The organism is Pseudomonas sp. OA65 (assembly GCF_017498305.1).
Classification (GTDB): Bacteria; Pseudomonadota; Gammaproteobacteria; order Pseudomonadales; family Pseudomonadaceae; genus Aquipseudomonas; species Aquipseudomonas zanjanensis.
In genome coordinates this window covers 125,151-138,908 of the sequence record NZ_JAGDEZ010000004.1, presented here as the reverse complement: position 1 = coordinate 138,908, position 13,758 = coordinate 125,151, and the positions used below count along the sequence as shown (strand labels likewise).

Sequence of the window (13,758 nt, the reverse complement as noted above, 5' to 3'; positions counted from 1 at the left end):
TTTGGATGGTCGTCTCGACTGCTCCAGACTGATAAAGAAGGCGTCCCTCGCGGGCGCCTTTTTTGTGTCTGCGATTTGGCTCTGCGGTGCCCAGGCGGCCTGCCCTTCGCCGGGCAACCTGCCCCAAGTGGCGGTTCAGCGCGTGGTGGATGGCGACACCTTGTACCTGGAGGATGGCCGACGCATTCGGATGATCGGCCTCAATAGCCCTGAGTTGGGCAAGCGCGGCCGCGCCGACGAACCGTTCGCCGTGGCGGCGCGCCAGCGACTCGAGGCACTGGTGGCTGCCAGCGGTGGCCGGGTGGGCGTATTGCCTGGCAAGGACGATCGGGATAATTACGGTCGCACACTGGCCCATGTCTACAACGCCCAGGGCGAGAACCTCGAAGAGCGATTGATTGCCGAGGGGTTGGGGTTTCTGGTGGCAGTCGCGCCCAACGTCGACCTGGTCAGCTGCCAGCAAATGGCCGAACGTCATGCGCGCCAGGCCGGATCAGGTGTTTGGAAAAAATCCCCCGTGGTGCGAGCGGAGCAGATCAATGCCCCCGGCTTCGTGCTGACCCGTGGGCGAGTAGAGAGTGTTCAACGCAATCGCGGTGGCATCTGGATTGAATTGCAGGGTGCGGTTGTCCTGCACATTGCGCCCAATTTGCAGAGACGTTTTGATGCCTCGGCCCTGGAGCGGCTCAAAGGACGGACGATCGAGGCGCGTGGCTGGGTTATCGACCGCGCGCGGCGTGGCGGAAACAAAGCCGGGCAAGCTCGATGGATGTTGCCGTTGACCGATCCGGCCATGCTGGAAGCAGTCCTGTAGGAAAAAATTGTAGACATTTCGTCGTTATATTGTATGCATGTAGCCCTTGTGTTTCGCGGCTCTTGGCCCAAAGTCGTAGGGCAGGGCGCTTGACAGCAGTGACTGGTCAGTCTTGTGGGGACTTTGCGAGGCGCGTATCCTCGGCGGTCCGTCTGTCCAACACAGTAAAAAGCGGAATGCCCACATGTCTGATCTGAAAACTGCCGCTCTCGAATATCACGCTCATCCTCGTCCAGGAAAGCTGAGTGTCGAGCTCACCAAGGCCACCGCTACTGCTCGCGATTTGTCGCTGGCCTACAGCCCCGGCGTAGCCGAACCAGTCCGCGAAATCGCTCGCGACCCTGAACTGGCCTACAAATACACCGGTAAAGGCAACCTGGTTGCAGTCATTTCCGATGGCACCGCGATCCTCGGCCTGGGTAACCTCGGCCCATTGGCTTCCAAGCCAGTCATGGAAGGCAAGGGCGTGCTGTTCAAGCGCTTCGCCGGTATCGACGTATTCGACATCGAAGTCGATTCCGAGAGCCCGCAGGCCTTCATCGACACCGTCAAGCGTATCTCCATCACCTTCGGTGGCATCAACCTGGAAGACATCAAGGCACCTGAGTGCTTCGAGATCGAGCGCGCCCTGATCGAACAGTGCGACATTCCGGTATTCCACGATGACCAGCACGGCACCGCGATCGTTACCGCGGCCGGCATGATCAACGCCCTGGAAATCGCCGGCAAGACCCTGCCGGAAGCCAAGATCGTCTGCCTGGGTGCCGGCGCTGCGGCCATCTCCTGCATGAAGTTGCTGGTGAGCATGGGCGCCAAGATCGAAAACATCTTCATGGTCGACCGTACCGGCGTGATTCACTCCGGCCGTGATGACCTGAACCAGTACAAAGCCGTGTTCGCCCACGCGACCGACAAGCGCTCCCTGGCGGACGCGCTGGACGGTGCCGATGTGTTCGTCGGCCTGTCGGGCCCGAACCTGCTGAGCGCGGAAAACCTGCTGCGCATGGCACCGAACCCAATCGTGTTCGCCTGCTCGAACCCGGACCCGGAAATCGCTCCGGAACTGGCTCACGCGACCCGTAACGACGTGATCATGGCCACCGGCCGTTCGGATTACCCGAACCAGGTCAACAACGTACTGGGTTTCCCGTTCATCTTCCGTGGTGCCCTGGACGTTCGCGCCAAGCGCATCAACGAAGAAATGAAAGTCGCGGCCGCCAACGCCCTGCGCGAACTGGCCAAGCTGCCGGTGCCTCAGGAAGTATGCGACGCCTACGGCGGCATCAAGCTGGAATTCGGTCGTGAGTACATCATCCCGAAACCAATGGACGCGCGCCTGATCACCCTGATCTCCGACGCCGTGGCCAAGGCCGCCATCGAGACGGGCGTGGCCACCCTGCCGTATCCGAAGAACTACCCGCTCAAGAGCGTGGATGACGTGTTTAACGGCTAAGCCGTTGTAGCGCTTCAACAAAAAGCCCCGGCTCTGTGAGTCGGGGCTTTTTTGTGCCGGTTTTGTATGAGCACCGCAGATCCCCTGTGGGAGCCGAGCTTGCTCGCGATGACTGTCTTCAATTCACCCCGGGCCTCTCAGCCCAACGCTCGAGCCTCAATCCAACCCTGTGGCGAGGGAGCTTGCTCCCGCTCGGCTGCGCAGCAGTCGCAAACCGGGCAATGCGGTCGGTCTATAAACATGCAGGGCCCGCTGCGCAGGCCAGCGGGAGCAAGCGCCCTCGCCACGGGTTTTGGGTTGCCTGGGCTGGCGCCATCGCGAGCAAGCTTGGCTCCCACAGGGATGTGGATGGGTCAGAACAAATCGATCGGTGCCGCTTCATCCGCCGGCAGCGGGCTGCCCGGGGCGACGCCGTTGCCCAGCTCGTTGACCGACGGCGGCGTGTCTTCGCTCTTGAACAGCTCGAAGTACGCTCCTGGGGTGCCTGGCGTGGCCGCGCGGCCGCTGACCGGATCGACCCGCAGGCTGAGGATGCCTTCCGGCTCCGGCTGGGTGTGTGGTGGTTTGTCCTTGAGGGCGGCGCTCATGTAATTCATCCAGATCGGCAGTGCCACGGTGCCGCCGAACTCGCGGCGACCCAGGCTTTCAGGCTGGTCGAAACCAGTCCAGACGGTGGTCACGTAGTCGGCGTTGTAGCCGGAGAACCAGGCGTCCTTGGATTCGTTGGTGGTGCCGGTCTTGCCCGCCAGGTCAGTGCGGCCCAGGGCCAAGGCGCGACGGCCGGTGCCGAGCTTGATCACATCCTGGAGCATGCTGTTGAGAATGTAGGTAGTGCGGCCATCGACAATGCGCTCAGCGACGGCGGGCGCTTGCGGCAGGCCTGGGGCCGTCGCGGCTTCGCCTGGTGTCGCATTGACCGTGAACGTCTCGGTGGACGGTGCGGCGACGCCATCGCTGGCCTGCTCGCCCGTGGGGACCCGTGGCGGGTTGGCGACGAACAAAGTCTCGCCATTGCGACTTTCGATCTTGTCGATGATATACGGAGTGATCTTGTAGCCGCCGTTGGCGAACGTGCTCCAGCCCGTGGCGATTTCCATCGGCGTCAGGGTCGCGGTGCCCAAGGCCAGGGACAGGTTGCGCGGCAGGTCCTGCTTGTTGAAGCCGAACTTGCTGATGTAGTCGATGGTGCGATCCACGCCCAGCGCCTGCAGCAGGCGGATGGATACCAGGTTGCGGGACTTGTACAAGGCTTCGCGCAGGCGAATCGGGCCCAGGAACGTATTGGTGTCGTTCTTCGGTCGCCAGACCTTGTCCAGATACTCATCGACGAACACGATCGGCGCATCGTTCACCAGGCTGGCGGCGGTGTAGCCGTTATCCAGGGCGGCGCTGTAGACGAATGGCTTGAAGCTGGAGCCTGGCTGGCGCTTGGCCTGCAGGGCGCGGTTGTAATTGCTCTGCTCGAAGGCGAAGCCGCCCACCAACGAGCGGATAGCACCGTTCTGCGGGTCGAGGGATACCAGTGCGCCCTGGGCGGCCGGGATCTGGCTGAACTTGAGGGAATTGTCCGGCTGGCGCTGCACTCGGATCAGGTCGCCGACCTGGGCCACATCCGACGGTTGCCGCGGGTTGGCGCCCATGCTGTTGGTGTTGAGAAACGGACGGGCCCATTTCATGGTGTCCCAGGCCACATGTTCTTCCGCCTCGCCGCTGCGGGTCAGCACCTTGATGCCGTCCTTGTCCACCGAGGTGACGATCGCCGGTTCCAGGCTGCTGATGGTGCGTTGCTTGGTCAGTTCCTGGGCCCAGGCTTCCTTGGTCTTGCCCGGCAGGCGCGATTCAGGGCCCCGGTAGCCGTGGCGCTGGTCGTAGGTCATCAGGCCCTCGTGCAGCGCGGTGTTGGCCATTTCCTGCAAGTTGCTCGGCACCGTGGTGGTGACGCGGAAACCTTCGGTGTAGGCGTCGCTGCCATAGCGCCCGACCATCTCGGCACGTGCCATCTCGGCGATGTAAGGGGCGTTCACTTCCGGGGTCGGCACGTGATAACTGGCGTTCAGCGGCTCATTGATCGCGGCGGTGTAGTCGGCCTCGGTGATCTTGCCGAGCTTGTACATGCGCCCCAGGATCCAGTCGCGGCGTTCCTTGCTGCGCGCCGGGTTGGCCAGCGGGTTGAAGCGCGACGGTGCCTTGGGCAGGCCGGCGATCATCGCCATCTGCGCCAGGCTCACATCGCGGATCGACTTGCCGTAATACACCTGCGCCGCCGCCTCGATGCCGTAGGCGCGGTTGCCCAGGTAAATCTTGTTCACGTACAGCTCAAGGATTTCATCCTTGGTCAGTTGCCGTTCGATCTGCAGGGCCAGGAGGATCTCGGTGGTCTTGCGCGAAAAGCTGCGCTCGCTGGTCAGGAAGAAGTTCTTGGCCACCTGCATGGTGATGGTGCTGCCGCCGGACTGGATGTGCCCGCTCTTGACCAACTGGCTGGCCGCGCGCATCAGGCTGCCAGGGTCGACGCCGTAGTGGTTGGCGAAGTTATCGTCTTCAGCACTTAGTAACGCATTGATGAAATTGGGGGGAATGTCGGCGAAACGGATCGGTGTGCGGCGCATTTCGCCAAATTCGGCGATCAACTTGTCATCGCTGCTGTACACCCGCAAAGGAATCTGCAACTGAATACTTCTCAGCGCCTCCACGGACGGCAATCCCGGACTAAGGTAAAGAAAAGCACCGCTCAGGCCCAAGAGCAGTCCGCAGAAAACAGCGACGATGGACCATCCGAAAAATTTCAGCAGACGAATCAAGGCTTTTGGATATCCAGGCAAAGAATGAAAAAGGCGCCAGGTGCAGGGATGGACCCGTGCTTGCAACAAAGCGAAAAAAAACGCTGGGCATTATAAGCATTTTTTTTCGCCAGGCATGCCATCCGGACGTCCGTCGGACGGTCGTGATTGAACGCAATGCATATTAGAGAGTCCGTAACTCACGGATAGTCATAGGGAATTGGTAGTGCTACGACTCTTCAATAAAAAAGCCCATGCGCTTCTGGGGATCGACATCAGTTCGACGTCGGTGAAGCTGCTCGAGCTGAGTCGCCAGGGCGAGCGATACCGCGTCGAGTCCTACGCGGTCGAACCGTTGCCGGCCAACGCCGTGATCGAGAAGAACATCGCCGAGCTCGAAGGGGTGGGGCAGGCGTTGTCGCGGCTGCTGGCGAAGGCCAGGACGCCCCTGCGCAGCGTGGCGGTGGCCGTGGCTGGCTCGGCGGTGATCACCAAGACCATCGAGATGGACGCTGGCCTGTCCGACGACGAGATGGAGAACCAGCTCAAGATCGAGGCCGATCAATACATCCCTTATCCACTGGATGAGGTGGCTATCGATTTCGAAGTGGTGGGCGTTTCGCCTCGCAGCGCCGAGCGCGTCGAAGTATTGCTGGCGGCCTGTCGCAAGGAAAACGTCGAGGTCCGCGAGGCGGCGTTGGCGCTCGCCGGGCTGACGGCCCGGGTGGTCGATGTCGAGGCGTATGCATTGGAACGAGCGTTTGGCCTGCTCGCCACGCAACTGGCCGCGTCGCAGGAGCGGCTGACCGTGGCGGTCATCGACATCGGCGCCACCATGACCACCCTCAGCGTGCTCCACAACGGGCGCATCATCTATACCCGCGAACAATTGTTCGGTGGCCGCCAGCTGACCGAGGAGATCCAGCGCCGCTACGGCCTGACACCCGAGCAGGCGGGCCTGGCAAAGAAGCAGGGTGGGCTGCCGGACGATTATCTCGGCGAAGTGTTGCAACCGTTTCGCGAGGCCTTGGTGCAGCAGGTTTCGCGCTCCCTGCAATTTTTCTTCGCCTCGGGCCAGTACAGCGCGGTGGATCACATCCTACTGGCCGGGGGCACGGCTTCGGTCGCCGGCCTGGATCGGTTGATCGAGCAGCGCCTGGGCACGCCAACCCAGGTGGCCAACCCGTTCACCAACATGGCCCTGAGCAGCAAGGTCAATGCCGGTGCCCTGGCCAGTGATGCGCCGGCGCTGATGATCGCCTGTGGGCTGGCCCTCAGGAGTTTTGACTGATGGCGCGGATCAACCTGCTTCCCTGGCGCGAAGAGCTGCGCGAAGAGCGGCGCAAGCGCTTTCTGCTGGCCTTGGTGGGCGCGCTGGTCGGAGCAGTCGGGGTGATTCTGGTCGCCGTCCGATACATCGACAACGCCATCGACCACCAGGTCGCTCGCAACAGCCATCTTTCCGAGCAGATCGCCGTGCTGGACGAACGCATCAAGCAGATTAGCGAATTGAAAGCCCGTCGCCAGCAATTGCTGGAACGCATGCGCATCATCCAGGACTTGCAAGGGAATCGGCCGGTGAGTGGACGGATCTTCGACCAGTTGGTGCGGACCTTGCCGGACGGCGTGTACTTCACCGAAGTGAAGATGGAAGACCGGACGCTGTTCATCAAGGGCGCTGCGGAATCGAACAACCGGGTCTCGGACCTGATGCGCAACCTGGACTCGTCGGACCTGTTCGATGCGCCCAGTTTGACGGAGGTCAAGGCGACCACCGCCGGCCAGCTCGACCAAGCCAATGTTTTCCAGCTGACGGTTCGCCAGACCCGCCCGGTCGAAGTGGAGGACGCCGAATGAAGCCGGGGGAGTGGTTCGACGCGCTGCGCAAGATCGACATCAATGACCTGGACACCGACAACATCGGCTCCTGGCCGGCGCCGATCAAATGGCTGGCCGGCATCCTGCTGGTGGCCCTGGTGTTGGGGCTGGGCTATAACTTTGCCTTGAGTGACCTGGAAAACCAATTGCAGCAGGTGCGCGAGGAAGAGAACACGCTCAAGGCACAATTCGCGGGCAAGGCCCACATGGCCGCGAACCTGGAACGCTACACCGAGCAAATGAAACAGATGGAGACGTCTTTTGGTGTGCTGTTGCGGCAATTGCCCAGCGATACCGAGGTGCCGGGCCTGCTGGAAGACATTACCCGCACCGGGTTGGGCAGCGGCCTGGAGTTCGAGGAAATCAAGCTGCTGCCGGAAGTCACCCAGCCTTTCTACATCGAGCTGCCGATCCAGATCACCGTGACCGGCGGCTACCACGACCTGGCGACGTTCGTCAGTGGAGTGGCCGGGCTGCCCCGGATCGTCACGCTGCATGATTTCGAGATTGCCCCGATGGAGCCCGAGGCAGGCACGAAGCTGCGCATGAGCATCCAGGCCAAGACCTACCGCTACAACGAGCAGGAGGCGCAACCATGAGGTCGGTGGTGTGTCGCCTCTGTCTGCTGGCAGGCCTGGTCGTGTTGGCAGGCTGCAACAATGACAACGGGTTCAGCGACCTGGACGCCTATATGAATGAAGTGCGCCTGCGCCCACCCGGCAAGATCGAGCCGACGCCGACGTTCAGGCCCCAGGAGACCTTTACCTACAGCGCCGCCGACCTGCGCAGCCCATTTTCTCGCCAGGTCCGCGTGGACCAGGCCGACCGGCAGCGCGGCTCGCGCAATGTCCGGCCCGACCCCAACCGGGTCAAGCAGTACCTGGAAGGCTTCAACATCGAGCAGTTTGAAATGGTCGGTACGATCTCCAACGCCGCTGGCTCCTTCGCGCTCCTGCGGGGCGCGGGCGGGGTGCATCGGCTCAAGGTCGGCGACTATCTGGGGCGCAACGACGGGCGGATCGTCGCCATCAGCGCCACCCAGGTCGATGTGGTCGAAATCGTTCCCGATGGCGAGGGTGCCTGGCTGGAGCGACCACGGACCATTCCTTTGAAAGAGCATTCATAGTGGAACTCGAACAATGAACAGGTTTTTTTCAGCCATCGGTATCTCGCTATGGATAGCGCTGTTATCACCGATGGTTCATGGCGCCAGTCTGAAGATGCTGGATGTGGCGGCGCTGCCGGGGGATCGTGTCGAGTTGAAGCTCACTTTCGACGGGCCACCGCCGAAACCGCGGGGCTACACCACCGAACAACCGGCCCGGATTGCACTGGACCTGCCGGGCGTGACCAATCAACTGGCCAGTAGAAGCCGCGACCTGGGTGGGGGCAACGCGCGCAGCGCCACCGTGGTCGAGGCGGGGGATCGCACCCGGTTGATCATTGGCCTGACCCAACTGGCGCCCTATGACACCCGGATCGAAGGTAATAATCTGTTCGTGGTGGTCGGCAAGGGCGCCGCCCCGAAGAGTACTGCTGCGAAGAGCACTGCCCAGGCGCCGCGCCCGGCGGTTGCCAGCGCGGCGCCTGCCAGGAGCAGTGCGCCAATGGGCAAGGCGATCCGTGGGGTGGACTTCCAGCGCGGGACTCAGGGCGAAGGCAATGTGGTGATCGATTTGTCCGATCCGTCCATCGCCCCGGACATCCAGGAGCGCGAAGGCAGGATCATCCTCAATTTCGCCAGGACCCAATTGCCCGAGCCTCTGCGGGTGCGCCTGGACGTCAAGGACTTCGCCACCCCGGTGCAATTCGTCAATGCCAGCGCCGGTAGCGACCGGGCGACCATCAGTATCGAGCCCAGCGGCACCTTCGACTACTCGACCTACCAGACCGACAACAAGCTCACCGTCAGCGTCCGGCCCATGACCGTCGACGACCTGCAAAAACGCAACGCCGACCGTGCCGCCTACAGCGGCGAGAAACTCTCGCTCAACTTCCAGGACATCGAAGTGCGTTCGGTCCTGCAACTGATCGCCGATTTCACCAACCTTAACCTGGTGGCCAGCGACACGGTGCAGGGCGGCATCACCCTGCGCTTGCAGAACGTGCCTTGGGACCAGGCGCTGGATCTGGTGCTCAAGACCAAGGGCCTGGACAAACGCAAGGTCGGAAACGTGCTGCTGGTGGCCCCGGCCGATGAAATCGCAGCGCGCGAACGCCAGGAACTGGAGTCGCAAAAGCAGATTGCCGACCTGGCGCCGCTGCGGCGTGAGCTGTTGCAAGTCAACTATGCGAAGGCGGCAGACATCGCCAAGCTGTTCCAGTCGGTGACCAGCGCCGAGGCGAAAGCCGATGAGCGCGGCACGATCACGGTGGATGAGCGAACCAACAACATCATTGCCTACCAGACCCAGGACCGGCTCGACGAACTGCGCCGGATCGTGGCGCAGCTGGATATTCCGGTACGCCAGGTGATGATCGAGGCGCGAATTGTCGAGGCCAACGTCGACTACGACAAAAGCCTGGGCGTGCGCTGGGGTGGGTCGATACAGAACAAGGGCAACTGGAATTCCTCGGGGGTGACCACCGGTACCTCCACCACCATCGGCACGCCGGGCAGTACCGGCACCAACCAGCCATTCGTCGACCTGGGCGCCTCGGGCAATACTTCGGGAATCGGCATTGCGTTCATCACCGACAACGTACTGCTGGACCTTGAGCTGACGGCCATGGAGAAAACCGGTAACGGGGAGATCGTTTCGCAGCCCAAGGTGGTGACGTCCGACAAGGAGACAGCCAAGATCCTCAAGGGCACGGAGATTCCTTATCAGGAAGCCAGCTCCAGCGGTGCCACCTCGGTGTCGTTCAAGGAGGCCTCGCTGTCCCTGGAGGTGACCCCGCAAATCACCCCGGACAACCGCATCATCATGGAGGTCAAGGTCACCAAAGATGAGCCGGACTACCTGAACAAGGTGCAGGATGTGCCGCCGATCAAGAAAAACGAAGTCAACGCCAAGGTCTTGGTCAACGATGGCGAGACCATTGTGATTGGCGGGGTTTTCTCAAATACTCAGAGCAAGGTCGTAGATAAGGTGCCATTTCTTGGCGATGTGCCGTATCTTGGCCGCCTTTTCCGGCGTGATGTGGTTTCGGAGAAAAAATCCGAGCTGCTGGTGTTCCTCACTCCGCGTATCATGAATAACCAGGCGATTGCTGTGAGTCGTTGATTCTGTGCGAAATTTGATTCTTGTTGGGCCGATGGGCGCTGGAAAAAGCACCATCGGCCGTTTGCTGGCCAAAGAGCTGCGCCTGCCGTTCAAAGATTCCGACAAGGAAATTGAATTGCGCACGGGCGCCAATATCCCATGGATCTTCGATAAGGAAGGCGAGCCGGGCTTTCGCGACCGCGAGCAGGCGATGATCGCCGAGCTGTGCGCGTTCGATGGGGTGGTGCTCGCCACCGGTGGCGGCGCGGTGATGCGCGAAGCCAATCGTCGTGCGTTGCATGCCGGAGGACGAGTGGTCTATTTGCACGCCTCTGTCGAGCAGCAGGTAGGCCGCACCGCCCGGGACCGCAACCGGCCGCTGTTGCGCACCGCCGACCCGGCCAAGACCCTGCGCGACCTGCTGGCGCTGCGTGATCCGCTGTATCGGGAGATCGCCGACCTGGTGGTGGAAACCGACGAGCGGCCGCCGCGGATGGTGGTGCTGGACATTCTCGATCGTCTTCAGCAACTAGCGCCCCGTTAATGCGCCTGGCGAAATGCGCTATCCTCGACGTCCCGTTTTGGCCGGTCTGGGGCGTGGCGTATGGCCATTAACTGGCATCAGGGCAAGCACCGTGGACTTTCGTTAATTGCAGGCAGGACGCCTGATTCCATCTTCACTGTGGGGACACATGCAGACACTTAAGGTCGACCTGGGCGAGCGCAGCTACCCGATTCATATTGGCGAAGGCTTGTTGGACCAGCCCGAACTGCTGGCGCCGCATATCGCCGGGCGGCAAGTGGCGATCATTTCCAATGAAACCGTCGCGCCTCTGTATCTGGAGCGTCTGACCCGCAGCCTGTCGGCCTTCTCGGTGATTTCCGTGGTGTTGCCCGACGGCGAAGCCTTCAAGAACTGGGAAACCCTGCAACTGATTTTCGACGGCCTGCTGACCGCACGGCACGATCGTCGCACCACGGTGGTTGCCCTGGGCGGCGGTGTGATCGGCGACATGGCCGGTTTTGCCGCCGCCTGCTACCAGCGTGGCGTCGATTTCATCCAGATCCCCACTACGCTGCTGTCGCAAGTCGACTCGTCGGTGGGTGGCAAGACCGGGATCAACCATCCGCTGGGCAAGAACATGGTCGGTGCGTTCTATCAGCCCAACGTGGTACTGATCGACACCGCCACCCTCAATACCTTGCCGGCTCGCGAGCTGTCTGCGGGGCTGGCGGAAGTCATCAAGTACGGGCTGATCTGCGACGAACCCTTCCTGGGCTGGCTCGAAGAGAACGTCGACCGCCTGCGTGCGTTGGATCAAGCGGCGCTGACCTACGCCATCGAGCGCTCCTGCGCCGCCAAGGCTGCCGTGGTTGGTGCCGATGAGCGTGAGTCCGGGGTGCGCGCCACGCTCAACCTGGGCCACACCTTTGGCCACGCCATCGAAACCCACATGGGCTATGGTGTCTGGCTGCACGGTGAAGCGGTTGCGGCCGGTACGGTCATGGCCCTGGAGATGTCCGCGCGCCTGGGCTGGATCAGCGAACGGGAGCGCGATCGCGGTATTCGTCTGTTCCAGCGCGCCGGGCTGCCGGTGGTTCCGCCCGAGGAGATGAGCGAGGCGGATTTTCTTGAACACATGGCAATCGACAAAAAAGTGATCGACGGTCGTCTGCGCCTGGTGCTGCTGCGCCATATGGGCGAAGCGGTGGTGACCGACGATTATCCGAAAGAAGTTCTACAGGCCACGCTGGGAGCGGACTACCGCGCCCTGGCTCAGCTTAAAGGTTAATAAGACTGCGATGACTAGTTTGCATGCCGACGAGGCTTTCCTCGGCCATTTCCAATTGAGTCATGACCCTTTTGCCCCACGGGTCCCGGGCTTCAAGTTCTTCCCCGCCCAGCGCAAGCCGGTGCTGGGCCAGTTGCATCACCTGGCGCGCTACAGCCAGTTGCTCCTGGTGGTCACCGGTCCCCAAGGCAGCGGCAAGACCTTGCTGCGCCAGGCCCTGGTGGCCAGCACCAACAAACAGTCGGTGCAAAGCGTGGTGGTATCGGCCCGTGGCGCCGGCGATGCCGCCGGCGTGTTGCGCCAGGTGGCCCAGGCGCTGAACGTCGCCCAGGCTGAAGTCGGTGCCATTCTTGATCAGATCGTGCAACTGGCGCTGACCGGGCAGGAAGTCTATCTGCTGGTGGACGATGCCGAGCAACTCGACGAGTCGGCCCTCGAAGCCCTGCTGGCCCTGGCGGCCGGTGCGCCGGAGGGTCGCCCTCATGTGTTCCTGTTCGGCGAGTCGTCGCTGATCGCCGACCTGGACCAGTTGAACCTCGAGGAAGAGCGCTTCCACGTCATCGAACTGGCGCCCTACACCGAGGAAGAGACGCGTGAATACCTGGCCCAGCGTCTTGAAGGTGCGGGGCGGGGCATCGAACTTTTCACCGCCGATCAGATCTCTGAGATTCACGAAAGCGCCGACGGTTGGCCTGGCAACATCAACCAGGTTGCCCGCGATGCTCTCATCGAAGTCATGATTGCCAGCCGCTCAGCGGTGAAGCGTCCAAGTATGGGGTTCAACATGCCGAAGAAACACGTATTGGCAATTTCCGCCGTCGTCGTGGTTGCAGTTGCCGCCGCCTGGCTGATGCCGGGTCGCAGCAAGGCGCCAACCACCGGCGCACCTGCCAACGAACAGGCACAGCTGCCTCTCGGTCAGGGCACGCCGCAACCTAACGGTGGCGCCCCTGCGGTGGAATTTGCCGGCAATACCCAGCCGATGCCGCTGCCGCTGGTCGGTAACTCGCAACCGGTCATGCGTGGGCCCCTGGCGGAAGCCGCAGGTGGAATCACCGAGGGTGACGACGGTGCGCCGCCTCCGATCGAAGACACCAGCGACGTGCCTCCTACCGTGACTACCACCGCGCCGCCTGTGGGCGTTCCGGCTGGTCCTGCACCGACGCCAACGCCAACGCCTGCCCCGGCCGCCAAGCCGACCCCGGCGCCTACTCAGATCGCCACCGCCAAGCCTGCACCGGTTCCAGCGCCTGCGGCCAAGCCCGCGGCGCCAGCACCGGCGGCCAAGCCTGCCGCTACCCCCGCCAAGGCCGCTGGCGGTAGCTGGTACGCCGGCCAGGCACCGGGCAACTACGTGGTGCAGATCCTTGGCACCAGCTCCGAAACTGCGGCGCAGAACTTCGTCAAGGAGCAGGGCGGCGAATACCGTTATTTCAAGAAAGTGCTCAACGGCAAGCCGCTGTATGTCATCACCTACGGCAGCTTTGCCAACCGTGATGCAGCCGTTTCCGCCATCAAGGCCTTGCCAGCGAAGGTCCAGGCTGGTAAACCTTGGCCTCGCACTGTCGCCAGCGTCCAACAGGAACTGGCAGCAACTCGCTGAAGATTCGGCGGCCTTACCCAGGCCGCCTCTCCCGGCAACCTCAAAATTTCCGCAAGGGCGGGCGACCTTTCAGGCCGCGCGCCTTGTGGTGTCTGCGTCACAGTAGCGTTTGAGTCGTAGCGGTCGAATCCAAAAAAGTTTTGACTAGCACAGCATATAGCTTTAAACCTTTCACAAATGCGACATGGATTTGCGACAGTTCGTCGTCAAATTTGTGAGCCCCTGTGTCGG

General features: G+C 62.1%; 11 protein-coding genes. 10 read left to right on the top strand and 1 reads right to left on the bottom strand.

The features are described from left to right. Window position 1: 1 nt before the first annotated feature. The gene (locus tag J3361_RS04940; RefSeq protein WP_207962969.1) at window positions 2-814 is read left to right on the top strand and encodes a thermonuclease family protein; all 813 of its coding nucleotides are present in this window, start codon (window positions 2-4) and stop codon (window positions 812-814) included. Between the two features lie 184 nt (window positions 815-998). Next, on the top strand, window positions 999-2,267 hold the full coding sequence (locus tag J3361_RS04935; RefSeq protein ID WP_207962968.1) for a malic enzyme-like NAD(P)-binding protein: 1,269 nt from the start codon (window positions 999-1,001) through the stop codon (window positions 2,265-2,267). Between the two features lie 353 nt (window positions 2,268-2,620). Here the strand turns inward: J3361_RS04935 and J3361_RS04930 are convergent, their stop codons facing one another. Then, window positions 2,621-5,068 carry a penicillin-binding protein 1A gene (locus J3361_RS04930; protein WP_207962967.1) on the bottom strand — a complete coding sequence of 816 codons (2,448 nt, stop codon included), beginning with the start codon at window positions 5,066-5,068 and terminating at the stop codon, window positions 2,621-2,623. 205 nt (window positions 5,069-5,273) lie between these two features. Between J3361_RS04930 and J3361_RS04925 the strand changes: the two genes are divergently transcribed. The 8 genes from J3361_RS04925 to J3361_RS04890 all read left to right on the top strand — a co-directional run bounded on the left by J3361_RS04925 (window position 5,274) and on the right by J3361_RS04890 (window position 13,527). Next, on the top strand, window positions 5,274-6,338 hold the full coding sequence (locus tag J3361_RS04925; protein ID WP_207962966.1) for a pilus assembly protein PilM: 1,065 nt from the start codon (window positions 5,274-5,276) through the stop codon (window positions 6,336-6,338). Continuing rightward, window positions 6,338-6,904, top strand: coding sequence for a PilN domain-containing protein (locus J3361_RS04920; RefSeq protein ID WP_207962965.1), 567 nt, complete (start codon window positions 6,338-6,340; stop codon window positions 6,902-6,904). The genes J3361_RS04925 and J3361_RS04920 overlap by 1 nt, the downstream gene beginning before the upstream one ends. Further along, window positions 6,901-7,524: a type 4a pilus biogenesis protein PilO gene (pilO, locus tag J3361_RS04915; RefSeq protein WP_207962964.1), complete on the top strand. Its 624-nt coding sequence runs from the start codon at window positions 6,901-6,903 to the stop codon at window positions 7,522-7,524. The genes J3361_RS04920 and pilO overlap by 4 nt, the downstream gene beginning before the upstream one ends. Next, window positions 7,521-8,051, top strand: coding sequence for a pilus assembly protein PilP (locus J3361_RS04910; RefSeq protein WP_207962960.1), 531 nt, complete (start codon window positions 7,521-7,523; stop codon window positions 8,049-8,051). The genes pilO and J3361_RS04910 overlap by 4 nt, the downstream gene beginning before the upstream one ends. A gap of 13 nt (window positions 8,052-8,064) precedes the next feature. After that, window positions 8,065-10,152 (top strand): type IV pilus secretin PilQ, encoded by a 2,088-nt coding sequence (pilQ, locus tag J3361_RS04905; RefSeq protein WP_207962959.1) that lies wholly within the window; start codon window positions 8,065-8,067, stop codon window positions 10,150-10,152. Window positions 10,153-10,156: 4 nt separating this feature from the next. Then, window positions 10,157-10,675, top strand: a complete 519-nt coding sequence (aroK, locus tag J3361_RS04900; RefSeq protein WP_207962953.1) for a shikimate kinase AroK — start codon at window positions 10,157-10,159, stop codon at window positions 10,673-10,675. A gap of 148 nt (window positions 10,676-10,823) precedes the next feature. Then, complete coding sequence (gene aroB / locus J3361_RS04895; protein WP_207962950.1) at window positions 10,824-11,924, top strand: 3-dehydroquinate synthase; 1,101 nt, start codon at window positions 10,824-10,826, stop codon at window positions 11,922-11,924. Window positions 11,925-11,934: 10 nt separating this feature from the next. Next, window positions 11,935-13,527, top strand: coding sequence for an AAA family ATPase (locus tag J3361_RS04890; RefSeq protein WP_207962948.1), 1,593 nt, complete (start codon window positions 11,935-11,937; stop codon window positions 13,525-13,527). Window positions 13,528-13,758: the final 231 nt, after the last annotated feature.